The following is a 24399-nucleotide window of genomic DNA, read 5'->3' as shown; positions in this document are numbered from 1 at the left end:
ATGTGAGTGCGGAATAAAAATAATAAAGGGATATCATCGCTAATGAGTAAATTTACAGCGCCTACGTTTACTAAATCGCTTTTACACCCTCGATATTGGCTAACATTACTGATGATTGGTTTGATGTACCTCATCAGCTGGTTGCCATATTTTATTCAGTTTCGAATGGGGCAAGGGCTTGGGCGCTTGGCGATGCGCATTATTAAGAAGCGCAAGAAGACCATTGCTCGCAACTTGGAGCTTTGTTTTCCAGACATGTCGCAAGAAGAACGTGATGTGCTGATGAAGAAGAATATTGATAATACTGGTTTGGCAATGTTTGAAACCGGTATGGCTTGGTTCTGGCCTGATATTCGAGTGGAACGCCACGTGACCTATGAAGGCTTGGAGCACATCCATAAGCTTGAAGCTGAAGGCAAAGGGGTATTGCTTGTTGCTGTTCACTCCTTGAACCTAGAGCTTGGCGCTCGTGCTTTTGGTATGAAAACGCCAGGTGTAGGTGTTTATCGACCAAACAAGAACCCTTGTTTTGACTTTTTCCAGTTTAATGGCCGCATCCGTTCAAACAAATACATGATTGATCGTAAAGATGTGAAAGGTATGCTGCGTGCCCTTCGTAAAGGCGAGCGGGTATGGTATGCCCCTGACCATGACTATGGTAAGCGCCGTTCGACGTTCGCGCCTCTGTTTGCGGTAGAGAAGGCCTGTACAACCACGGGTACTAGCCTATTGGTTGATGCTTCACACTGCGCAGTTGTTCCGTTTGCTATGGTGCGTAATACCGACTCCGGTCGTTATACCCTGAAAGTTTTCCCACCGTTGGATGCGTTCCCTCACAACGATCCAGATGCCGCTGCCGCTTATGTGAATAAAGCAGTTGAGCGTTCAATTATGGAAGCGCCTGAGCAATATATGTGGTTGCACCGCCGCTTTAAAACACGCCCTGAAGGTGAACCATCATTGTATGACTAATAGAGCTATTTGATGTGAATAAAAAGCTTCCTCTGGAAGCTTTTTTTATATCTAAAGGTTAGGTTCAGGGCTGTATCTACTTATCTTTTCAGCTTTTGTATTTAGCAACATTGTTCATCTCTATGTTGAAGTTATAGACAAGGACGCCTATGTTTTTTTGATATGAAACTATAAAAGAGAGGGTAAGGATGGAGTCATTAGCGAATTTTATCTCAGCCATAAATGGCTTTGTGTGGGGTGTCCCCATGCTGGTACTTATCCTCGGGGTAGGTATATATCTTACTCTTGGCTTGAAGCTAATGCCGATTGCGAAAATTGGAGCCGGCTTTAAGTTACTTTGGACGGGTAGGATCCCTGAAAAAGAAGAGGAAGCCAAAGGGGAGATAAGCCCGTTCAATGCCTTGATGACCTCTCTTTCTGCAACGATTGGTACCGGTAATATTGCCGGGGTAGCAACGGCAATATTCTTGGGTGGCCCAGGCGCATTATTTTGGATGTGGTGCACGGCATTAGTTGGGATGGCGACCAAGTTTGCCGAAGCGGTATGCGCAGTGAAATACCGTGAGACGGATGCCAATGGCAACCATGTTGGTGGCCCGATGTATTACATCAAAAATGGCTTGAGCAGTAAGTGGGCATGGCTCGGAACGGCATTTGCCATTTTTGGTGGCTTAGCAGGTTTTGGCATTGGTAATACGGTACAGTCAAACTCTGTTGCTGCAGCGGTTGAATCAAGCTTTGGCATATCACCAATGATTTCAGGCTTGGTGATGATGATTTTAGTCGGGCTGGTACTGATGGGCGGGATCAAGCGTATTGCTGATGTTGCCGGTAAGTTGGTGCCTTTGATGGCGGCGTTTTATATCGCATCAGGGCTTATCGTTCTGATTATGAATATCTCTGAAATACCGGCAGCCTTTAGCTTAATCGTGACTAGTGCGTTTACGCCGGTTGCAGCACAAGGTGGTTTTGCTGGTGCAGCGGTATGGGCCGCCATCCGTTTTGGTGTTGCAAGGGGTATTTTTTCCAATGAGGCGGGGTTGGGCAGTGCGCCTATCGCCCACGCTGCCGCTCAAACGAAAAACCCTGTTGCGCAGGGTTTAGTTGCGATGCTCGGTACCTTCATTGATACCATTGTTGTCTGCAGTATTACTGGCTTAGCGATTGTTGTATCGGGAAGTTGGCTCAGTGGTGAAACCGGCGCTGCTCTGACTTCAGCGGCATTTGCTTCTGCATTGCCGGGGATCGGGAATTATGTTGTTGCCATCGCACTGTCTATTTTTGCCTTTACTACCATATTAGGCTGGAGCTTTTATAGTGAAAAATGTATCCAATATTTGTTTGGGGTAAAGGCAATCGTGCCATTTCGAGTGCTATGGATTATTGCGGTGCCAATTGGGGCGACCAGTTCGCTAGAATTTATTTGGTTACTTGCAGATACCCTCAATGCCATGATGGCGATCCCGAACTTAATAGCGTTATTGCTGTTGAGCCCAGTTGTGTTCAAGCTGACTAAGGAATATTTTGAGTTGCTTGCTCAAGAGAAAATGAAAGGCTCAGATCCAGACTAACCATATATAAATGCCGACTTACGCAGAAGATACAGGTAAGTCGGCAATTAGTATCTGTGGATGAAGCTTATACCAGTGTACCTTGTTGGTAATCTTGTATGGCTTGCTCTATTTCATCCATACTGTTCATCACAAACGGGCCGTAATGTACTATGGGCTCGTCTATTGGATGGCCCGATAATAACAATACGCCAGCCTGCTTATCTGTTGAAATCGCTAAGCCTTCACCTTTACCGAGTATGGCAAGATTACCTGCATTTACCTCTTTCCCTTCAATATTTATTGCGCCCTTGTAGACATAGAGCATGGCCTGAAAATCAGGGTTAAGGCAACTGTTAAGGCTACCGGCTTGCTCTGATTGCCAGTCTGCAATGGTTACTGGAACCCCTGTTTGCTGCAGTGGACCAGCAAGAGTTGTTCCTTTGATGGTTAGGTCACCGGCAATAACGCGCACAAGGCTACCATCGTCCTGACGGTGCTGAGTGATCACATCTGGCTGGAAGTCATGGTAATCTGCGGGCTGCATTTTCTTTGCTGCCGGTAGGTTAATCCAAATCTGAAAGCCGTGCAGTTCGCCGTCTGTCATGATTGGCATTTCGCTGTGGATCACCCCGCGCCCAGCAGACATCCATTGCGCGCCACCATCATTGAGTTCGCCCACATTACCCATATGATCCTTGTGTTGGAAGTGGCCTTTAAGCATATATGTCAGCGTCTCTATGCCGCGGTGGGGGTGAGGGGGAAAACCGCCAATATAGTCAGCTGCGCTTTCTGACTTCAATTCATCAATCATCAAAAAAGGCGAAAATTGCGCATTGTTAAAGCCATGGACTCGTTGGATACGAACGCCGTCACCATCGGAAGAAGGATGGGCGGGAATAAGGGACTGTATTTGTCGAATAGCCATGTTTGCCTCCTGATTTATTTATGGTTTCAGTGTAAGCAGACTTTAGCGTGACAAACAGTAGGCATTGGCGAACAAGATGTTTAAAAAAATCGAATGGATTTAATTGGCAGGGGAATGAGTTAGGGGCAGGAATAAAAAAAGGCCATCCAGAGATGGCCTTTTGCATGTTCGACTATATGGCTTACTGTGCCAAAGAGTAGAAGATCGCTGAGATAGAAATCAGGCCGATAACAACGATAAATACGTTGCTGATTGCACCTGAGTACTTGCGCATTGCCGGTACTTTCTTGATTGCGTACATCGGCATGATGAATAGCAGCATTGCGATGATTGGGCCACCTAGGCTTTCAATCATACCCAGGATACTTGGGTTGATAGTTGCTACCGCCCAAGTTGTAATAAGCATGAAGCCTGCTGTGAAAGTATTCAGTGCTTTAGGACCCATTTTCTTACCTTGGTCACGTGCAACTTTTACAATCAAACCGTTCAAGCCTTCGCTTGCACCTAGGTAGTGGCCTAGGAAAGACTTAGTAATCGCGATAATAGCCACAATAGGTGCAGCATAAGCAATCATTGGCGTGTTGAAGTGGTTAGACAGGTACGTAAGGATAGATACGTTCTGTGCTTTTGCTTCTGCAAGGTTAGCCGGAGACAGGGAAAGTACGCAACTGAATACGAAGAACATCACAGTCACAACCATCATGATGTGGGCGCGCTGAAGTACACGGCGTGCTTGAGGCTCGGCGTTTTCACCGTGTTCTTTTTGCATTGCAACGGCAAATGATGAAATCACTGGTGAGTGGTTAAATGAGAAGACCATAACCGGAAGGATCAACCATACCGCCATGAAGACAGACGTCATACCACCTTCAGCAGGCACAACATGATTGAAAATCTCACCGTTCCACTCAGGAACTAGGTATAGAGCAAGAGCTAGTAGAACCGCGACGAACGGGAATACCAGCATACTCATTGCTTTTACAATCAGTTCTTCACCTAGGCGAACTACCGCCATTAGACCAACAATCAGTAGCAGAGCAAGGATCCAACGTGCTGGTGGAACTATGTCTAGCTGGTTGATCATAAAGCTTTCAACCGTATTGGTTAGGGCAACACTGTACACCAATAGAATTGGATAGATAGCAAAGAAGTAAAGTAGGGTGATCACTTTACCCATACCGGCCCCGAAGTGTTCTTCAACCACTTCAGTGATGTCGGCACCAGGGTTGGAGCTTGATAGCACGAAACGTGTCATACCACGGTGTGCAAAGTAGGTCATTGGTAGTGCTAGTACAGCCATTACCAATAGTGGGATCAGGCCACCAACACCTGCGTTGATTGGTAGGAACAAGGTACCTGCGCCAACAGCAGTACCGAAAAGACCAAGTACCCAAAGGGTATCGGCTTTTTTCCAGCCAAGCTTGGCTTTTGTGGTTGATTGAGAATGAACGGTATTGTTTTTCACAGTGTCCATTATGGACATCTCCTTTATAGGTATAGTTTATATAGCCTTCAAAGGGTTCTCTTCTGTGTATCTTCCCTGCTTTACTGATGGAACGTCAGTAAAGGAGTAAGAGCAGTTTTGCAAACAACTATTTGCAGTTCAGATGAACAAAGTAAGGAGCGAATTGTGGGAGAGAATCACTTCAAACGGTAAAGTGATTATGGTGACGTCCTGGGTCTAAAAGCGCTAATTCCATGCATGCACAATGCTACTTGGTAATGACTGCTCTAAATCTCTAACTTATTAAAACCTTTAATAATGACAATTGGAACCCTAAATAGGACGCGGGCAAGTATAGGGGATTATCCGTAGCACAACTATGGTTTTTCGCTTTTAGGCGTCTGTTTGCACAATATTCGTGCACTTGTTTAAAACCATAAAATATCCAGTTATGAGGTTTTATGTCTGATGGTGAAAATGTATTAAATATTGTTAATGTTAAAAGGCATTAAACGTAATCATGAGCGCCGGTTGTGTGTTATTTGACCAGATTGATATGTGGTGTAGGTACAATTATCAGAGAGGTGCTTTAGATGTATTTTTAACTAGTCAAAAAGGAGTAGTTTGAATGATGGCTAATTTAAGAGTGGAAATTAAGTAATAAGGAATTATATCGTCATTTTTTTGACTGTAAGATTGATTGACTAACAGCATTCAGTATAATTCATTTAAATTACATATGTGACAAGTGGAATATGTTTTGAATAATATTCAATGTAGTAATAAATATCTGTCGACGGGGTATACTCTGATAGAAATGGTTGTTGTCATTGTACTTATTGGTGTGTTGGCATTGACAGCAGCTCCAAAATTCATGAACAGCCAAGCGGATGCCAGAATTGCGGTGCTTAAAGGGTTTGAAGCTGCATTTTATGCAGCCAATGAGATTGTGATGGCAAAAGCGGAAGTGGCAGGGATTTTGGATGGTACGGGAAAAGAGAAAAATATCCCAGGTACCGATCTCTATGTACGAGATAATTACATAAGCGTAAAGCCAACACACTTGCATAGCGCAATGAGTATTGACGGATTAACAGTGAGTGAATATGACGATTGGACGTTTATTTACTTCGGTGAAGAGAGAGATGGTGAAAGGTTCAAAGCTGATCAGTGCTATATACAATTAATGCAATACCAAGATAGTGAAACAGAAACTGATGGTTTGAAGATTTTCAGAAAATTCGGTGGTTGCTAAAAGACAAAAACCGCCTGCTGGCGGTTTTTGTATGACTTCAGGCTAATGAATTAATCGCGGAAGTTGTCGAACTGGAATGATTGGCCCAGTTCTGCGCCACGTACCAAAGCCATAGCTGCTTGTAGGTCATCGCGCTTCTTACCGGTTACACGAACCTTATCACCTTGGATAGAAGCTTGTACCTTTAGCTTCTCATCTTTGATCATCTTAACGATTTTCTTGGCAACGGTAGTATCGACACCTTGCTTGAACTCAACATTACAAGCAAAAGACTTACCTGTGCGGGTTGTCTCTTTCTGATCCATTGATTGCGCATCAACATGGCGCTTAGCTAGGTTACCACGAAGGATAGTGACCAACTGGCTTAGCTGGTAATCTGATTCCGTTGTGATTTTAACGACTTCTTTTTCTAGCTTGAAGCTAGCTTCGACACCACGGAAATCAAAACGAGTGTCTAGTTCACGAGATGAGTTTTCTACCGCATTTCGGATCTCTACGAAGTCGACTTCAGAAACAATGTCAAAAGATGGCATGTGCGTAATCCCAATTGTATGTTGATGTAATTGTAATATAAGCAGGGCCTTCTTTGGCCCGGCTATTGGTTTTATTGTTGGCTGCCTACAGCTTCAGAAAGCATGTCCAGCATGGTGACAGTATCGTCCCAGTTAATGCATGGATCAGTAATTGACTGGCCGTAAGTTAGTGCGCATAAATTGTCGGTATCAACTGGCTGGTTGCCTTCAACAATAAAGCTTTCAGCCATAATACCAGCAACATACCGGCTACCAGATTTAATTTGCTGGCAAATGTCGGCAGCGACATCAAGTTGGCGTTTATGTTGCTTTTGGCAGTTACCGTGGCTGAAGTCGACAACCAAACGGGTCGGTAGGTCGAAGGATGCCAAAGTATCACAAGACGCTTGAATATCTTCTGCATGGTAGTTTGGCATTTTACCGCCACGGAGGATCACGTGGCCGTGCGGGTTACCTGATGTACGGTAAATCGTCATTTCACCGCTTTTCGCTGGTGAACAGAAGACGTGTGACGCACGAGTGGCGCGGATAGCATCAATCGCAATCTTGATGTTACCGTCGGTGCCGTTTTTAAAGCCGACTGGGCAAGATAGGGCAGACGCCATTTCACGGTGAATTTGAGATTCGGTCGTACGCGCACCGATTGCGCCCCAACTGATCAAATCAGCCAAGTATTGGCCTGTGATCATATCCAAGAATTCAGTGGCGGTTGGCATGCCCAATGCGTTGATATCAACTAGCAACTTACGGGCAGTGTGAAGGCCTTTGGCTAGGTCCAGGCTACCGTCTAGGTTAGGGTCGGAAACCAGTCCTTTCCAGCCAACAACCGTACGTGGCTTTTCGAAGTAGGTACGCATCACAATGAATAACGTATCTTTATATTTCTCTTGGACGGCATGCAGGCGTTTTGCATAGTCGATGGCTGCATCAGGGTCGTGGACAGAGCAAGGACCAACGACAACAAGAAGACGGGAGTCCTGGCCCGTTAGAATCGCTTCAACTTGACGACGAGAGTGGGCGACATGCTCCGCAATTTCATCTGTGATTGGGTAAGCAGCTTCTACCGCAGCTGGCGTTGGCATAAGCCCAAGGCTAACGGTGCGGAGTTCATCTGTTTTCATTGGCATAGTGTTGCCTATCTCGGTATAACAAAAATTATTGACGCGTAAAGATAGCCCAAAAGTCGGCAGGAATAAACCAAACTTGTGATATCACTTAGATTTTTATTCTAGCGCTTTCTGTTTTACTTCGCCTTTTCTCAAGATAGATCAATGATTGCTGCCATTTTGTCCAGTGGGTAAAGCAATACCTTGCTGGTATACAGCCAGAGCTGAAAAATGGATAAGCGGATAAGACAACGCGTTTCATCAATCAAAGCGATAAAACTTTCTGATTCCCCACTTGCGTCAAGCGTATTGAGTCAGTATGTTGGGTCTATGTGAATATCTACCCATTCATTATGGGTAATAATGGAAGTCGATATACAAACGGAATCACAAGCCTTGGTGCTCGTATCTATCCCTATATTTTCTTCCTGATTGATTAAAACCCAAGTTAAAGCAGTTATGGTGGTTTATGACAAATAGCGCTCAGTCAGGTCTACAGTTTTCAGAAATTCTCAAATCTTCTGACCAGTTTTCTAATTTACAGGCTGATATAGGCTTGGTCTCCGTAGATGATCTATTACAAGAAATAGGGATTCACCCATACGCGGCCGCATACCCAGCGGAATTGCCAGAAGATGTCCAACAGCAGTTATTGGCAAAGACAGACAATAACCCTGCTGAGTTTTTTGTCTCTGCATTGGCTGCGAAGCTTATTTCTGCCGCCCAGAAAGCGGGAGAAAAGCCATTGAAGGTACGCTTGGCAGGAGCAGACTCTCATCAAAGATTGGCATTATTGGGCTCAGAGCTTGAAACTCAAGAGGTTAATCCACTCATTGGTAAGCGAGGTGTTTCGCGCTGGGCTGATAAAGCGTTTCGTAAAGCTTTTGAACTTGAGTGCGAGGCTATCAAACGCGCTCGCATTGCCGAGGGAATGGCGAATATTGAATTGGTTATTCCGTTTGTCCGTACTTTCAGTGAATCGGCTACGGCGATTGATCTACTTGCTGAACAAGGCTTGTGTCGTGGTGCAAATGGCCTTCGGGTTCATTTGCTTGCTGAATTGCCGGCCAATGCTTTAATGGCAGAAAAGTTCCTGCAGTACTTTGACGGGCTTGTGGTCGATATTGATCAGTTGGCTCAGTTTGCATTGGGGTTGGATCAAACTCATCCATCTCTCGAATATCTGCATGATGATCAAAATGAAGCGGTTTTGGCACTTATTGATCATGCTCTGAAAGCTGCATCCTCGACGAATAAACCCTGTGATGTGGTCAGCCATTACATCAATAAAGCACCAAACTTACAGTTGTGGTTGCTTGAGCACAATGTGTCTAAGGTGATCACGCAGTAATAAAGAAGGGTAAATACTTAAATTTATAACCCGGCATACTCTCCTGTATGCCGGGTTTCTTTTTATCTCAGGAGCCAGTTTCTAAGTGGCGTTTTATTAATAAGCGCGATTAGGCCGTAACTAATGAAACAGGTAAGCACAAAACGCAGAATGTCGTTGGCGTAGCCTGTGAAGCCTAGCATTGGTAATAAGCGCATGAGGTAGATAATAATCAGCAGGTGAATGAGGTAAATACCCAGTACGTGCTTGCTGATATTAAGTTTTGCCATCGCTTGACCAAATTGTGGGCGTTGCTTAAGCATGAAGAAGATACCCGTCGCCCAGAGTGGTGTTCCGGTTAAGAAGTCATGCATATTGAACGGCACGTCGTATCGCGTTAAGTACAGCGCCTCAACTAAGTGCATCCCCATTCCTATAAGGGCAAGCATCAAAGCCTTGCTAAAACTGAGTTGCCAATCTTTCTGCCGGATCAGGAAGCCAATTGTCAGCATCAGTGTACTCATGAATGGTCCGTTGCGGGTAAACAGCGGCGACTCGATACCAGTCAGTGGTGCGTAACTGCCCGCCGCTAGACCAAATAGATAAAGTGCAATTGCAACCGGCAAGATCAGGTTGAGTTTCTTTTTATAGCAACAAGCGGTTATCACCAAAAGGCCGCAGACCAAGCCGGGGATATACCAAAGGTGCACCAAGCTTCCCTCGAACAGGGTATTGAGCGGTTGGGAAAGGAGGTATTGCCAATAGCCGCTGCGCTCTGCAAGGTAGCCTGATTCCAAGGCCAGTTGTAGGTTGAATGGTACGAGGAAAAATATCACACTCCAAACCAGCCACACTTTCAGTAACGGTAAGCTGTACTGCTTAAGAGTACTTGTCGGAAGTGCTACAAGCTTCGGTGCGATGAAATATCCGGCCAGGATGAAGAAAAGTGGCACTGCGAAACGGCTGAGCTGATTGATAAGTAACCCTAACCAAGGTTCACCGTTGATTAAGGGGGCTGTCATGAAAAGTTGGCTATGGATAGCGATAACGCCGAGAAGGGCAATAAGCCTACCGACTTCGAAACTGGCAATGCGGTTGTTTGACATGGTTACTACTGCTTAAAACGTTTTGAGCGACTTTACCAGAGATACCTATCGGAATTGATAGGTATCGTTTAGCTGGGGAGAGTGTTTATTTGTTTCGTGAACTATGTCTCAGCACTTTGGTTTCAACGGCTAGGGTGCCAGTAAATAAGTGCTATGAAGAGCAGCTAATTTCTAACTTTTTGCCCCATTCTGGCGGACGTTCGGCAAAATGAGACAACTCTGGGTGCTCATCAAAGGGGCTTTGCAGTACTGCCATCAGTTGCTCGATCATTGTGAAATCACCTTTTTCTGCATGTTCGATAGCTTGTTGGGCAAGGTAATTTCTTAAGATAAATTTAGGGTTGGTGGATCGCATCAGATCAAGTCGATCACTATCCGCCAATGCCTCTTTCTCAAGTCGTTCTGAATATAAAGAAAGCCATGATTTCAGGGGGCCAATATCTTGGGATAGGTCTTCAAACAAATGGCCCGAAGTTTTGAGTTCGCAATGCGGAATGGACGATAAGGTACGAAAGAAGAGGGTGTAGTCGATGCCTTGCGTTTTCAGCATATCAAACATAGCTGAAAATAGCGCTGTGTCTTCTTTAAGCTTTTCCTTAAGGCCGAGTTTAGCGCGCATATTGGCACTGTAGGCCTTTTGCAGGATTGGTTGGTATTGCTCGAGAGCGTGGTCTATCTGCTCTTTAGCAAGCAACGGCGTTAAAGCATAACCAAGGGCAGAAAGGTTCCACAAGGCAACGGTTGGCTGCTGGTTGAATGCGTACCGGCCGGAATAGTCGGAATGGTTACAGATAAAGCCGGGTTGGTAGTCATCAAGAAAGCCGTATGGGCCGTAATCAAACGTCAGGCCAAGTACTGACATGTTATCGGTATTCATTACTCCGTGAGCAAATCCTACCGATTGCCAGTCGGCAATCATCTCGGCGGTCAGGTTGACGATCTTTTTGAACATCTGGTTGTAACGATCTGCATCATCTAGCTGTGAGTCGATGTCAGGGAAATGATGTTTGATAAGGTAGTCGGCCAACATTTTAAGTTCGCCGTGCTGTTGGCTATAAAAGAAATACTCAAAATGGCCGAAGCGTAAATGGCTCTCTGCGACACGGATAAGGGTTGCACCCCGCTCAACGGTTTCTCTATATACGGGGGTATTACTTGAAAGCACTGCCAAAGCGTGGGTGGTTTTGATGTTGAGTCCAGCCATAGCTGCGCTAGCTAAATATTCACGGATGCTGGAGCGTAATACCGCCCGGCCATCGCCCTGACGAGAGTAGGGGGTAAGGCCGGAGCCTTTAAGGTGAATATCCCATTTTTGCCCAGTTGAGGTCTGTACTTCGCCCATCAACAAGCCCCGCCCGTCGCCTATGTCGGGGTTGTATTGGCCGAATTGATGACCGGTATATTTCATGGCGAAAGGCGACATCGCTGGGTGATCATCATTGCCAGTAAATAGGTCGACAAAGTATTGGGTGTTTGCCTGAGCGGGATCGAGCTCAAGCATTTCACTGACTTGTGGGTTCACACTGACGAGAAAAGGATCATCAAGCGGCTGCGGTTGGATAAATGCCCCAAAGCTGCTTGGTAGGGCGCTGTAGGTGTTGCTGAAAACAAGCTCGGACAGTTTTTTCATAGAGGGATCATCACAATGGCTTCCCTTTAAGCGTATCAACTGTCCGCAGGCTTACAACGGAGAGAGTGTAGGGTTATTCCCCGTTGTAGGTTTCAATCGGCTCGATATCGACAATTTTCGAACGGTTCATGATAACTTTCCAGCGTTGGATCGATATGGTCTTGTCATCCACTTTTTCGCGGGTTACCAAGTTGATCAGGTGGCGCTTCTCTACTGATTCTTTGGAAACTTGCCCGTCTTTGAGCTGGTAGATTTTCTGCGAGCCTTTCTCCATCAAACGGGTGATGGTGCGGAGATCCAACATAATGGATTCACGGGTTTGTTCGTAACCCGTGAGGAACTTAGTCGGAGACATCCGGGTTGTGCTCTTGTAATGCAAGACCGTTTCCTCATGCTGGGATACCTTGTGCTTGCGAATCTTTCTGATCTCTTTATCCAGAGCCTTAAAGGCGCAGTATTCCATCCACTCAAGCTGTCGGCCAATCAACTGATTGGAGTTCACATCGAAAAACTGTTTGCGCCACTTTGGCTTACCTTTACGCACCCAGCGCCAAAGAATGGTTTTTAAGTCATCCTTGAAAACTTCACGGGCGGCATAGATAACCGACAGTACCAAAATGAAAGAAGCGGTAATATCGCCAAGCACCCCTCGAGCTTTGATAAGCATCAAGGTAACGAAAATCATCACGAAACCCGCTGCAAAGCCAGTAACGATTTTACGGGTATTCTGGCCCAGTTCGCTGGTTTTTTCCTTCATGGTGACAGGGTATTCAATCAAGCGGCGCAATAGGCGCATCTTGTTCGACATCCGCGTGGGATCTTCCATTGCCTTGGAGGAGTTGTAGTTGTGTTTGCTGCGGTGTTCTGATTCCTTTTCGCAGACCTCGAAAAGTAGTGATTTTATCTCGCTGTAATCATTGCCACGAGGTAGGTGGGCGACGAGTTCAAGCAACCGTTGCTCGGTAAACCACGACAGGTAATTATCAACGTTCTCGTAATACTTGAGCAGCTTTTTATCCGTCGGGATGTTTCGGCGAAGTCGCTTGAGGATGCGCATGGTAAGCTGGGCCACTTCCTCGACTTCTTCCCGGGAGCGTTCTTCTTTGACATCAAGAAGCTGCTGGGTAGTTTTTTCCAGCGCCAGAGCATACTGATAGGCATAAAGGCTCAAGCTCAAACGGTATTGTTCAGTCGAGAGCTTGCCACGGCTGGCAAGTCGGCTGTGAACCAGCGGCAAATGGTTCACATCACTGTAATAGGTTCGTTTGCCCTGAATGGCATTATGGAAAAATTCATCTTCAGCAATGATATTGCTGTTGAGGCCCAGTTCGCCGGGGACAAAAATAAAGAGATCCAGTTGACGGTTAGTTGTTTCAGGGATGACGTGGGAGATTTTTAGCTTATGCCCGTCTTTTTTTTCAACTGTGATCACTCTACTACATTACCTCTCAAGGGATGGGGGAACTGGATATGCAACGCTGTAAATGTAGCGTTAACTATTGGAATTAAAATTAATTTTAGATGAATTAGTCAGTTAATAGCAGAGTTAATTGGTATTTAGCGCTTTATTAGAGTGAAAAGTAAGCAAAAAATGAAAGATAGGTCAGGCGTATTGGGTTAACATCACGTATAATGCGCCGCCTGATGTTACGATGAAGGCATGACGGACTAACGCATGCTATCGGCTGTGAGATAAACAAGCCGTTTTATTTACCCAGAGAGTGTCGAAAGAATGATTAGAATTGGACAATACAACACGCTAGAAGTCGTCAAGCTGGTAGATTTTGGCGTTTTCCTAGATGGTGGTGAAGACTTTGGCAATATCCTATTGCCTAAAGCTTGTGTTCCTGCTGGCACTGAGCTGGGGGATAAGCTGGAAGTCTTTGTTTATTTCGACTCTGAAGATGACATTATTGCCACCACCAAGCAGCCTTATGCCGTAGTGGGTGACTTTGCCCTGTTACGTGTTGTGGGTATCTGTGGTGTGGGTGCTTTTGTGGATTGGGGCCTAGAGAAAGATCTGCTCGTTCCATTTAGTGAGCAACGTCGCCGCCTAGAAGAAGGCCAGGATATCATGGTGCGTGTTTACACCGATAAAGCATCAGGCCGTATTGTTGGCTCTACCAAATTCAACCGCTTCTTGGACAAAACACCGGCTAACTACAAAGTGGGCCAGGAAGTGCAGGTTCAGATCGCTGAAACGACCGACTTGGGTTACAAAGCCGTGATCGAAGAGCAGCACTGGGGCCTGCTGTTCAAGACCGAATCATTCGGTAAGTTGTTCCCGGGCAAGAAGTTAAAAGCCTACATCAAAGAGATCCGCCCAGATGGTAAAATTAACCTATCGCTACAAAAAGCGGGTAAGGCAAAGGTTGATGACTTGGCCGATAAAATTTTAACGACCCTTGAACGCAAGGGCGGTTTCGTGCCACTGAGTGATAAGTCATCACCGGATGCGATCTTCAAAGAGTTCCGCACCAGTAAAGCAACGTTCAAGAAGACCATTGGTGGCCTTTACAAGAAAGGCCTTATCGTCATCGAACGAGATGGAATTCGCCTTAACGATAATTAACCAGCAAATGGTTGCGATATTGATTCAGAAGCCGGTGTTTGTCACCGGCTTTTTTGTGAGCGGTAGCATATCAACCAAGTGAATATATGTGTATGTTAAAAGCGGTTTAACCCTTTTATTACAAACATCACAAGGATAGATTATGCAAGGAAGTAAGCTAACAGTGATCGCCGCAGCTGTCGCTATGTTAACGACAAGCCCTATCTGGGCAGCAGATGTCCCCGCCAAAGTGTCGTTAGCCAAGGTTCAGGAGATAGTGCGTGGTAATGGCGATGAAGTCCCTACGTTAGATCCTTCTTATTCTTCAGATACCTCGAGCGCCCGTGTCATAGCTGATATGTTCGAAGGCTTGGTTACTCAAAGCCCGGATGGTGAAATCATCCCTGCTTTAGCGACTCATTGGGAGCAATCAGAGGACGGTAAAGTCTTCACTTTCCATCTGCGCGATGACATTAAATGGTCAAACGGTGAGCCGATTGTCGCCAGCGATTTTGAATACAGCTTCAAGCGGGTGGTAGACCCTAAAACGGGCGCGCCGTATGCGTGGTATTACAGCACCGCACATATTTTGAATGCCGATAAAATCAATGAAGGCAAACTGCCGGTCGATCAGCTCGGCGTAAAAGCGCTTGATGATAAAACCTTCCAGGTCACTCTCGATAAGCCCGTTCCGTATTTCGTCAAGATGATGGTCCACGAGTCAACCTTCCCGGTCTACCGCCCAGCTATCGAAGCCCACGGTGACGCTTGGACTAAACCTGAAAATATCGTCACCAGTAGCGCCTATAAACTCGCGAACTGGACGCTCAACGAACGTATTGTGTTAGAGCGAAACCCGCAATACTGGAACAACGATAAAACAGTGATCAACAAGGTGACATACCTGCCTATCGCAGATATGACGGCTGAATATAACCGCTTTAGAACCGGTGAAATCCACATCACTTCTTCGTTCCCGCTAGAGCAATACAATGCGATCAAGAAACAGCGTCCGGATGAGTTGCTGACCATGCCTTCACTGGGCACCTACTATTACCTGTTCAATGTAAGCAAAGCGCCATTTGATGATCCAAGAGTTCGTAAAGCGCTGGCATATGCGATTGACCGTGACGTTGTCACTAAAGTGATCCTTGGGCAGGGTCAGGTGCCAGCCTATGGTGTCACGCCTCCTTCAGTTGACGGGTTTGTACCACCGAAACAAGCATGGGGTGAGTTGAAGCAGAAAGAGCGTGACCAGAAAGCCAAAGAGTTGCTGGCAGAGGCTGGGTATGACAAATCCAACCCGCTTTCTTTCGAGCTAGTTTATAACACGTCTGAATCCCACAAGAAGCTGGCTATTGTCATGTCATCAATGTGGAACAAGACATTGGGAGCCAAGGTTGATCTGGCTAACCAAGAGTGGAAGACCTTCCTCCAGAAACTGGGCCAGAAAGACTTTACCGTTGCCCGCTATGCTTGGGTAGGAGATTACAATGAAGCATCAACCTTCTTGTCATATTTCGAAAGCACGGGCATGAACTACTCGCGCTGGTCGAGTGATGCCTATGACGAGGCAATGGCGAAAGCTATTCAATCGCCAAGTAATGATGAGCGTAACAAGTATTACCAGCAGGCAGAGCAGGTTTTCTCAGAAGAGATGCCAGCTATTCCGCTGTATCACTACACGCGCTCTGTGCTGAAGAATACCAAGGTCGGTGGCTATTCTAAAACTAATGCGGCTGAAGCGCGTTACACCCGCGACTTATATTTGATGCAGTAAGCCGCTTTCAATTTGCCATTGAATATAAAGCCGGACGATTGTCCGGCTTTTTAGTGCTTAGCGGTTAGGAACAACACTTCTTGTACTTTGCTTTACACTGGACGTTTTCTCGCCAGGCATGAATACAACTGCTGCCACCGATAGGCACATGACACCAGCTAAAAGCCAATACAAGGAAGAGAAATGGTTAGTAGTTTCGCTTGGGGTTGAATAGCTATAGGCAATCAACCAGTAGGCTATAGGACCGGTAGTGAAGCTCAGCATATATTTCACAGCATAAACAGTTGAGCGCCATTTATCGGAGGTGCTTTTGCCAATGAGCCAGTCGTTAATAGGGATCTGAGCGTAGGTGCTGAAAACGAGTCCAGTTAAACAAAGTACAAGCGTCCATCCTGATGTGACTGAGGCCAGTAACAGAAAAGAGGTTTGGCCGCCTACCACGCAAAATAATAGTTGTTTCGCTGATACGCGATCGATCAATTCGCCAATGATAAGTTGGGCGAAGGCCGCCAGTGTGAAAATACCTGTCGCGAGTAAGCCAATTTGGCTGAGTGGCAGGGTAAAGGTGTCTTGCAGGATCTTGGGCAGTGCCGCCGTGATAGTTTGAAAAACGAGCCCACCGAATGTGGCAATGATAGCAATTGCCAACAGCAAACGAAGTAGTTGGTTTTGGCTCACCGATGATTGTTGTTTTCTATTCTGCTGTTGGTAGGACACATCCTTTGACACTCTGCTATAAACCATACCAGTGAGTACACAAAGGATGCCCGGGATAAAAAAAGATGATTGCCAGTTAATGGTTTGGGTCAGGAAAGCTGTCACTGCAGTTGCGCAGGCAAGCCCAATATTACCTGCCAGACCATTGACGGCAATTGCCCGGCCTGTCTTTTCGGTGGTAGCGAAAACTAAGGCGATGCCGACGGGATGGTAAATAGAAGCAAACAGGCCAATAGCTATTACCCCGATCGATAGCTGAAACGGGGTTTGTGCGAGCGCGGTAAACATAGCGGCAATCCCCATGCCAAAGAAAAAGAGTAGCATCATGGCTCTTTTGCTCCAGCGATCGCCCAACCAGCCGCTGGGCAATGAACCTAACCCATAGGCGAGCATGCCCAAGCTACCCAGTCGTAATAATTCGTCGTAAGACATTCCCCAGTCTTGTTGAATCCCTAATATAGCCGTTGGAAAAATCAGAATGAAAAAGTGGTTCAGCGCATGGCCTAAATTCATGAGCTGGAAATGGTATTTGTGCATGGTTCGGCTTCTAGCTGTTAAATGATAGAAATCAGTTTACAGAGCACCGCTTTGTCTCATAGCCTATATCATGACAACTTATTGCCCATATGAGACACAAGGTTGATGAAACGCGACATCTTTTTCCCAGAAGCGGACATACCTGTTGTGGTTGTGCCGAAAACTTATCCGGATGGATATACCATAGGTTGGCATAACCATGATTATTGCCAGTTAGTCTACGCCTGTAGTGGTGTGATGGTGGTTGAGGCTGAGCAAAGCTTGTGGGTGATCCCGCCGCAAAGGGCGGTATGGATACCAGCAGGGATTAGCCACAAGGTTGAAATGTACGGGCTTGCTGAAATGAGGAATGTTTACCTCAAGCCTCATTGCTCACCCCATCTTCCTAATAGCAGTACTGTGGTGAATGTCTCGAGTTTACTAGGCGAGATCATTGCTTATATGACTACCGGGCGGTTTGAGCAAGGAAATACTGGCGAGAAAGAAAGGTTGGTAGGTGTGCTGTTAGATCAACTCAAGATCGCCGATCAAGCAGAACTGAGTTTGCCGCTTACTAAGGATAAAAGGCTTGTTATGGTGTGTGAGTCGATTATGGCCCAGCCAGCGGAAAATAAATCACTCAGCGATTGGTCAAAGAGTCTGAATATTAGTAGCCGCACGCTAAGTCGCTTATTTCGGCAAGAAATGGGCATGTCGTTTATTGAATACCGAAATCAGGTAAGGTTATTTCAAGCCTTGAAGCGTCTTGCGAGTGGACAATCAGTGACATCAGTCGCGCTTGATGTTGGGTTCGTTAGTTTGAGTGCCTTCAACCGCTTGTTCAAAAGGCACTTCGGTACAACGCCTGGCCACTATTTCAAGCGCATTGATTAGGGAAAGCGATTACAGGGTAGAGCTCGTGGGGTAAAGCTATTTGGGTACTTGATTAAGTAATTCTCTTGCATCATGTATTCCCTGAATGCCCATTTGCATGCCGATCACGGTAAGGATCAATCCCATCAGTCGCGTAACAATACTGATGCCGTTCTCTCCAAGCAAGCTCACCAGTTTTTGGCCATAAATAAAGCAAACTAAACTGATAAGGCACAACAAAGCAAAGGCTGAAATAGTGACAGCAATACTTAAGAAACCGCCAGCAGCTGAATAGTTCATGGCTGTTGCTATGGTCCCGGGCCCTGCAAGTATTGGTAGTGCGAGTGGTGATATCGCCACATCCTGACCTTCACTTGGGGGGGTATTTTTGCTGTCTCCCTCTGATTGTTCACTGTGCATTGAAGAGCTACTGCCTTGTAACATGTGGTAACCCACCAAGAACACTAAAATCCCCCCAGAAATGCGCAGTGCCGGCAGGGTGATCCCAAAGACTTGGAAGATCCCTTTTCCGAGCAAACTGAAAGCCGCAACAATGCAAAAGGCGGTAAACAGGGCTTTGAAGGCCGTCGCCTTTTGCTGCTGGTGGGTTTGATTACTGGTTAAGCCGATAAATACAGCGGTGTTAGCGATAGGGTTCATGATGGCGAAGAAACCCATAAAAACGGTAACGCTAACAGTCAGTATGTCGTGCATTGGGCAGACCTCTAAGCTCAAGTTTAACTTGTTGTTTTAATGAAGCTTAGTTTGAATGCTGGGAGGGTAAAGAATCTTAGTGATAAATGAGAGGGGTTTATCATTTCAGAGATCAACATGACTTATTCTTCATCGGCGTAACCCAGAATTAAAATAAGGAAGGTATGGGCTATTGGATTAATAGATAGGTACAATTTGTTCGTGCTACATTGAGGCAGTAATATTAATCCTGTTGTTAAGGACGGGTAGCTACACTGTTTTGTTGGACGTTGGCCAATTTCCAATAAAGACAGACCGTTCCTAGAGTCGACATATATTTTGTGTTATAGCTAAAATAAATTTACCCATTTGGGAGCGGGCACTATCCCTTGGTGCCCCTTTTTTCTAGCGTGCAGTATTAGCAATGCTTTAATTTTTTGTTTTGAATACCAACCTTACACAATTTATTCATTACTACTTTCTTACCGATACTTAATACAAAATTATCTGAATCTTTATGTCAGAGACCTTGCGAGTATGATGAAATATTGTTCATAACAGGTCATTGCCGGCAACAGAACCGACAATGACATGAATTTGATTTTTTGAATGGTGAATTATGAATTCACATCAACATTTTTCAAGATGAAGTCAGACTCGTAAACGGGAAGGCTGCTTTCTGCTGGCTTTTCGTTCATGCCGATCACCTCAACCATAACAGTGGTTTCTGAAATTGTGCTGCCGATACCGTATAGGAAGTCGCTGCTGGAATAACCGATACCAGAGGAGCTGCCTGTTTGATCTCGGAAGTTCTGCTCACCACGAAGAGCGAAGTAAGGGTAGCCAGCACCTTGAGCAAGTTCTGCTGCTTTGTGAAGAAGGTAGTTTCTCGCTAGGGTACGGTCGGTGTTTTCATTGCCGATGAAGCTGATTTGCCAAGTATCTTGTGCTAGGGGAGTCACTTCAAAGCCTTTACCGAATGACCAAAAAGAGTCACGATCGGTATCATACGGGGTTGCACAACCAGCCAGTAGCAATGCACTCAAACCACACGCGATTAGTCCCATTTTTTTCATTATATTTGCACTATAAAACACTGTTCATTATGTTTCTGGGATAGTAGCATTAATTTAATGTTATTCATTGCTCTGACAGGCGATTCATACAAACTCATACATTTGATGAATGATGACGTGGTCGATAGAGACAGTCTGCGGTCATAGCTTTCTTGGTGGTAATCGACCGGTACGGGGAAGTGGAGCAGAAGGGAAAGAAATTAACACTTTAAAAGGGGATAGATGTTTTGCCTACAATTGCTCGGAAGTGAAAACGGAAGGGCGTAAAATTAACCGACGAGTCGAGCTCAGGATCACCCCAATTTTCGATGTTTTGGTGCAGTAGCAAAAAAGGAAGCGGACGCTTCCTTTTTTTGGGTTTTAACCACAAACCTGACAACTAGCTTGCTTACCTAGTTTCATTTCGCGCCAGTTCATTGTCATCGCATCAAGCATTAGGATTTTACCCGTCAACGGTTGCCCCATATTAGCGGCGACCTTAATGGCTTCCATTGCTTGTACCGCACCGACAATGCCAACTACCGGAGACATGATCCCGGCTTCAACACAGGTCAGGGCTTGCTGGCCGAATAGAGCACTCAGGCACTGGTAGCAAGGCTCATTGTCTTGATAGGTATAAACACTGATTTGGCCTTCCATACGGATAGCTGCACCAGAGATCAACGGTGTTTTGGTCTCGAAACACAAACGGTTTAACTGGTTTCGGGTATCTACGTTATCGCAGCAGTCCAGCACCATATCATGCTGTTCGATAAGCGCTTTCAGCGCATCGTCATCAAGGCGCTTGGCAACGGTCTCAACAACGGTGTTCGGGTTGATTAGTTGCAGGGCTTGCTTGGCTGAGTCAACTTTCAACATGCCAACCGTATTGTCGTTGTGCAGAACCTGTCGCTGAAGGTTGGAAACCTCAACTTTATCGTCATCAATCAACGTTAGTTTGCCAACACCTGCCGCAGCAAGGTATTGGGTTGATGCGCAGCCCAATCCACCAGCACCAAGGATTAGCATGGAAGTGGCTTTGAGTGCTTCCTGTCCGTCAAAGTCAAATTGTTTAAGAATAATCTGGCGGTTATAGCGCAGCATTTCTGCGTCGGTAAGTTCTACCACTGTGTATTCCTGTAGGGAGTTCTAAATTGAGAGTGTTGTGTCCGCCGAATAGAGCGGACACAATCATTGATTAATACATGGCGTGGTTGAAAAGTTCGATCGTGACATCTTCACCCGGCATCACACGACCACGCTCTTGCTCGAGTACCACAAAGCAGTTTGCTTGGTGCATGGAGCTAAATGCGCCTGAACCTTGGTTACCCGTTGTCGCGACCTCAACTTGGCCTTCACTGTTAATTTGGTAGATACCGCGTTGGTAATCAGCGCGACCAGGACGTTTTTTGAATACCGTGGTTGCTTTGGCTTTTAGGCGCTGCGGCGCTTGGTATTGGCTATGGCCCGACAGTTTGGCAAGCATTGGCTGGACCAATTGGTATAACGTTACCATCGCAGAGACAGGGTTACCCGGAAGGCCACAGAACCAGGTATTTTTGATTGTGCCAAAGGCAAACGGCTTACCTGGCTTCATTGCAATTTTCCAGAAACCGATTTCACCCTGTTCATCAAGGATATCTTTGGTGTAGTCCGCTTCACCCACGCTAACACCGCCGGAGGTCACCAGCACATCTGCGGTGGTGGCTTTATCAAATGCTTCACGGAGTTTTTCAGGAGAATCTGGGATAATGCCCAGATCCATAACGTCACAGCCGAATTTTTCCAGCAGTGCGCGGATACCGTAACGGTTGCTGTCGTAAATCTGACCAGCTTCCAAAGGCTCGCCAACAGGACGTAGCTCATCGCCGGTAGAGAAAAATGCAACAACTGGGCGGCGGTATACCGGCAGGGTCGCGATGCCCAGTGAAGCTAGCAGGGGCATTTCACGTGCGGTAATGCGGTTACCTTTGGCGACAACCACATCCCCTTGGTGAACATCGTCACCAATAGGGCGGACGTTTTCACCGTGAGAAACTTTAGCCGTAAAACGGATGTTGTCGCCGTCGACTTCGGTTTCTTCTTGCATGATAACGGTATCGGCACCTTCTGGCATTTGGGCCCCGGTCATAATGCGAATACATTCACCAGGCTGGCAAACACCGTCATAAGGGATACCGGCAAACGATTTACCTGCCATACGTAAGGTATCGGTGTTTTCCAAGTCTTCAATGCGCAGGGCGTAGCCGTCCATCGCCGAGTTCGCAAAAGGCGGTACGTTAATTGGCGAGCAAATATCTTCAGCAAGTACCAAGCCCATTCCCTCCGAAAGAGCAACTGAGGTAACGTCTTTCAGCGGTTCAACTTGGTCAAGAATTTTAGTCAGTGCGGTTTCGACTGGCATTAAGCCTGGAGTGTCACAACATCCCATAATAGGTTATCCGTCTATTGTCGTTATAGGTTTTAGTGGGGTAATTATGACAAAAAAAGGCCACTAGCACTAATACCTGACTAGTTTTGTAGTGTAATTTTGATCAATTACGGGTATCCTTCCGTCTTAAAGTTTGCTGGCACTCGTATTTGGGCACGATTTATACATATAAGTATCTAAAGTACTTGATGTTTGCCTTAAGCCCAGCCGGTTGGAGGAAAAGAATGACTGCATTAAGCGAATCTGCATTGAAGGTGCGCCAAGCACTGGTTGAGCGTGGCTTAGAAACCCCAATGACTGATAAGGTGGTAAGCCGCGAAGAGAAGAAAGAAAAAATCGAGTATCACATGCGTGAGATCCTTGAACTTCTTTCACTGGATCTAACCGACGATAGTTTGATTGAGACTCCCCATCGAATCGCGAAAATGTATGTTGATGAAGTGTTTTCTGGCCTAGATTACGCCAACTTCCCTAAGATCACTGTCATTGAAAACAAGATGAACTGTGATGAAATGGTTCGTGTTAAAGATATTACCTTGACCAGTACCTGTGAGCACCATTTGGTGACCATTGACGGTACTGCGACCGTTGCTTACATCCCTCGCGGTAAGATCATTGGCTTGTCAAAGATTAACCGTATTGTCCGCTTCTTCGCTCAGCGTCCACAGGTACAAGAGCGTATGACACAGCAGATCCTTGTTGCTCTTCAAACCTTGCTGGAAAGCGATGATGTGGCAGTGACAATGGATGCTACCCACTATTGTGTGAAAGCACGTGGTGTAATGGATGCCACTAGCACCACGACAACGACAGCATTGGGCGGTATTTTCAAGCGAAACCCTGCCACTCGCGCTGAATTTCTGAACGGTCTGCGTTAATCTTTATTTGACGCTCATCCAGAATAATTTATTATGAAACAAGCCAGTAGGTAATCTACTGGCTTTTTTGTAGCTATTGCCATCTCATCTGGATATTAAGGCTTATGGATTTAATTAAACTGTCTCGAATCAGCATGAAGCACCTCATCACTCTTCACGTGATGCTGGACACGCTTAGTGTTACTGCCAGTGCTGAGCGGTTATGCCTGAGCCCTTCCTCTGTGAGTAAAACTCTGACCCAACTGCGGGACAACCTTAATGATGAGTTGTTCTACCGTCATGGTAACCAGCTAGTAGCTACGCCTCTCGCGCGACGTCTAGGGCCGACCGTGCACCAGATGATTAACGAAATGAACCAGATGCTGACGCAGGAAGCCTTTGACCCGGCGTCATATCAAGGTCGCTTTTCGCTGGCGATGCGCGAAAGTACTTTCGAATTATTGGCTGCCAAGCTCAGTGCCAGGGTGTTGGAGCAAGCACCGGGTATGCGATTGGAGATTTGGTCGCGGGACAATATGGGCTTTGACAGCCTTGCCAAAGGTCAGTTGGATTTTATTATCCTACCGCATGATAAAAGCCAGCCGCCGAGCACCCAGAATAACCTAGTATGGGAAACCTTGCTGGATGATGAAATGGTGTGCTTAATGAACCCCAATCACCCGTTGGCAGAGAAAACCCTGACGATTGATGACTACCTGAGCTACGGTCATATCGGCATAACTGATAACGATTTGAATGTGCCGTTTTTTGAGCTTCAGCTTGCCCAGCAACACCAAAAACGAAAAATTGCGGTAAACGTACCTGATTTCGGTGGTGCTGCCTTGATGTGTCACCACAGTGACCTGCTGTTCACTTGTTCACGCCAATGGGCGGATGTCGCGCTACAGGCAAGAGAATTGATCACCAAGCCACTGCCATTCAATTATGGTGAGGTGTCCTACAGCCTAGTTTGGCACCAACCGAGTATGAACGATCCTGCCCAGCGTTGGCTGTATGAACAGATCGTTGCGGTATCGCATGAGTCTGAGTCAAAAGGCTAGATTTAATAAAA

Annotated in this window: 21 protein-coding genes; 9 read left to right on the top strand and 12 right to left on the bottom strand. The window is 46.1% G+C overall.

Annotated features, from left to right (window positions below; genetic code table 11):
• Positions 1 to 42: 42 nt before the first annotated feature.
• Both C9J01_RS11575 and C9J01_RS11570 read left to right on the top strand, forming a co-directional pair.
• Entirely contained in the window at positions 43 to 972 is a 930-nt protein-coding gene (locus C9J01_RS11575) for a Kdo(2)-lipid IV(A) acyltransferase (protein WP_107298288.1), read from the top strand.
• Between the two features lie 188 nt (positions 973 to 1160).
• Entirely contained in the window at positions 1161 to 2543 is a 1383-nt protein-coding gene (locus tag C9J01_RS11570; RefSeq protein WP_107298287.1) for an alanine/glycine:cation symporter family protein, read from the top strand.
• A 67-nt stretch (positions 2544 to 2610) separates the two neighbouring features.
• Here C9J01_RS11570 and C9J01_RS11565 read toward each other — a convergent pair whose 3' ends face one another.
• The gene (locus tag C9J01_RS11565) at positions 2611 to 3450 is read right to left on the bottom strand and encodes a pirin family protein (protein ID WP_107298286.1); all 840 of its coding nucleotides are present in this window, start codon (positions 3448 to 3450) and stop codon (positions 2611 to 2613) included.
• 181 nt (positions 3451 to 3631) lie between these two features.
• On the bottom strand, positions 3632 to 4924 hold the full coding sequence (locus C9J01_RS11560; RefSeq protein ID WP_107298285.1) for a serine/threonine transporter: 1293 nt from the start codon (positions 4922 to 4924) through the stop codon (positions 3632 to 3634).
• 730 nt (positions 4925 to 5654) lie between these two features.
• Here C9J01_RS11560 and C9J01_RS30025 point away from each other — a divergent pair.
• The gene (locus tag C9J01_RS30025; protein WP_272898718.1) at positions 5655 to 6149 is read left to right on the top strand and encodes a prepilin-type N-terminal cleavage/methylation domain-containing protein; all 495 of its coding nucleotides are present in this window, start codon (positions 5655 to 5657) and stop codon (positions 6147 to 6149) included.
• Positions 6150 to 6199: 50 nt separating this feature from the next.
• Here C9J01_RS30025 and C9J01_RS11550 read toward each other — a convergent pair whose 3' ends face one another.
• Positions 6200 to 6682, bottom strand: coding sequence for a YajQ family cyclic di-GMP-binding protein (locus C9J01_RS11550; RefSeq protein WP_107298283.1), 483 nt, complete (start codon positions 6680 to 6682; stop codon positions 6200 to 6202).
• 71 nt (positions 6683 to 6753) lie between these two features.
• The gene (locus C9J01_RS11545; RefSeq protein WP_107298282.1) at positions 6754 to 7809 is read right to left on the bottom strand and encodes a 3-deoxy-7-phosphoheptulonate synthase; all 1056 of its coding nucleotides are present in this window, start codon (positions 7807 to 7809) and stop codon (positions 6754 to 6756) included.
• A gap of 448 nt (positions 7810 to 8257) precedes the next feature.
• Between C9J01_RS11545 and C9J01_RS11540 the strand changes: the two genes are divergently transcribed.
• A complete protein-coding gene (locus C9J01_RS11540) occupies positions 8258 to 9139 on the top strand; it encodes a putative PEP-binding protein (RefSeq protein WP_107298281.1) in 882 nt (293 codons plus the stop codon).
• 62 nt (positions 9140 to 9201) lie between these two features.
• Here the strand turns inward: C9J01_RS11540 and C9J01_RS11535 are convergent, their stop codons facing one another.
• The 3 genes from C9J01_RS11535 to C9J01_RS11525 form a co-directional block, all read right to left on the bottom strand.
• Positions 9202 to 10224, bottom strand: coding sequence for an acyltransferase (locus C9J01_RS11535; protein ID WP_107298280.1), 1023 nt, complete (start codon positions 10222 to 10224; stop codon positions 9202 to 9204).
• A gap of 151 nt (positions 10225 to 10375) precedes the next feature.
• Positions 10376 to 11854, bottom strand: a complete 1479-nt coding sequence (locus C9J01_RS11530; protein WP_107298279.1) for a protein adenylyltransferase SelO — start codon at positions 11852 to 11854, stop codon at positions 10376 to 10378.
• Between the two features lie 73 nt (positions 11855 to 11927).
• The gene (locus tag C9J01_RS11525) at positions 11928 to 13286 is read right to left on the bottom strand and encodes a hypothetical protein (protein WP_107298278.1); all 1359 of its coding nucleotides are present in this window, start codon (positions 13284 to 13286) and stop codon (positions 11928 to 11930) included.
• Positions 13287 to 13586: 300 nt separating this feature from the next.
• Here C9J01_RS11525 and C9J01_RS11520 point away from each other — a divergent pair, with 300 nt between their 5' ends.
• Positions 13587 to 14426 carry a CvfB family protein gene (locus C9J01_RS11520; RefSeq protein ID WP_107298277.1) on the top strand — a complete coding sequence of 280 codons (840 nt, stop codon included), beginning with the start codon at positions 13587 to 13589 and terminating at the stop codon, positions 14424 to 14426.
• 142 nt (positions 14427 to 14568) lie between these two features.
• A complete protein-coding gene (locus C9J01_RS11515; protein WP_107298276.1) occupies positions 14569 to 16185 on the top strand; it encodes a peptide ABC transporter substrate-binding protein in 1617 nt (538 codons plus the stop codon).
• 57 nt (positions 16186 to 16242) lie between these two features.
• Here C9J01_RS11515 and C9J01_RS11510 read toward each other — a convergent pair whose 3' ends face one another.
• A complete protein-coding gene (locus C9J01_RS11510) occupies positions 16243 to 17439 on the bottom strand; it encodes an MFS transporter (protein ID WP_107298275.1) in 1197 nt (398 codons plus the stop codon).
• 105 nt (positions 17440 to 17544) lie between these two features.
• Between C9J01_RS11510 and C9J01_RS11505 the strand changes: the two genes are divergently transcribed.
• Positions 17545 to 18312 carry an AraC family transcriptional regulator gene (locus tag C9J01_RS11505; protein ID WP_107298274.1) on the top strand — a complete coding sequence of 256 codons (768 nt, stop codon included), beginning with the start codon at positions 17545 to 17547 and terminating at the stop codon, positions 18310 to 18312.
• A 36-nt stretch (positions 18313 to 18348) separates the two neighbouring features.
• On the opposite strand, the gene C9J01_RS11500 is transcribed toward C9J01_RS11505, so the two are convergent.
• From C9J01_RS11500 to moeA, 4 genes are all read right to left on the bottom strand, one after another.
• Positions 18349 to 19005 carry a MarC family protein gene (locus C9J01_RS11500; protein ID WP_107298273.1) on the bottom strand — a complete coding sequence of 219 codons (657 nt, stop codon included), beginning with the start codon at positions 19003 to 19005 and terminating at the stop codon, positions 18349 to 18351.
• 596 nt (positions 19006 to 19601) lie between these two features.
• Positions 19602 to 20051, bottom strand: coding sequence for a CC0125/CC1285 family lipoprotein (locus tag C9J01_RS11495; RefSeq protein ID WP_201797819.1), 450 nt, complete (start codon positions 20049 to 20051; stop codon positions 19602 to 19604).
• A 369-nt stretch (positions 20052 to 20420) separates the two neighbouring features.
• Entirely contained in the window at positions 20421 to 21167 is a 747-nt protein-coding gene (gene moeB, locus C9J01_RS11490) for a molybdopterin-synthase adenylyltransferase MoeB (protein WP_107298271.1), read from the bottom strand.
• A gap of 70 nt (positions 21168 to 21237) precedes the next feature.
• Positions 21238 to 22470, bottom strand: coding sequence for a molybdopterin molybdotransferase MoeA (gene moeA, locus C9J01_RS11485; RefSeq protein WP_107298270.1), 1233 nt, complete (start codon positions 22468 to 22470; stop codon positions 21238 to 21240).
• A gap of 224 nt (positions 22471 to 22694) precedes the next feature.
• Between moeA and folE the strand changes: the two genes are divergently transcribed.
• Entirely contained in the window at positions 22695 to 23348 is a 654-nt protein-coding gene (gene folE / locus C9J01_RS11480; RefSeq protein WP_107298269.1) for a GTP cyclohydrolase I FolE, read from the top strand.
• Between the two features lie 104 nt (positions 23349 to 23452).
• A complete protein-coding gene (locus tag C9J01_RS11475; protein ID WP_107298268.1) occupies positions 23453 to 24388 on the top strand; it encodes a LysR family transcriptional regulator in 936 nt (311 codons plus the stop codon).
• Positions 24389 to 24399 lie beyond the last annotated feature (11 nt).

Origin of the sequence: Photobacterium rosenbergii, assembly GCF_003026455.1 — a bacterium.
Lineage (GTDB): Bacteria > Pseudomonadota > Gammaproteobacteria > Enterobacterales > Vibrionaceae > Photobacterium > Photobacterium rosenbergii.
The sequence above is the reverse complement of the archived record's forward strand: the minus strand, read 5'-3'. Positions and strand labels throughout refer to the sequence as shown.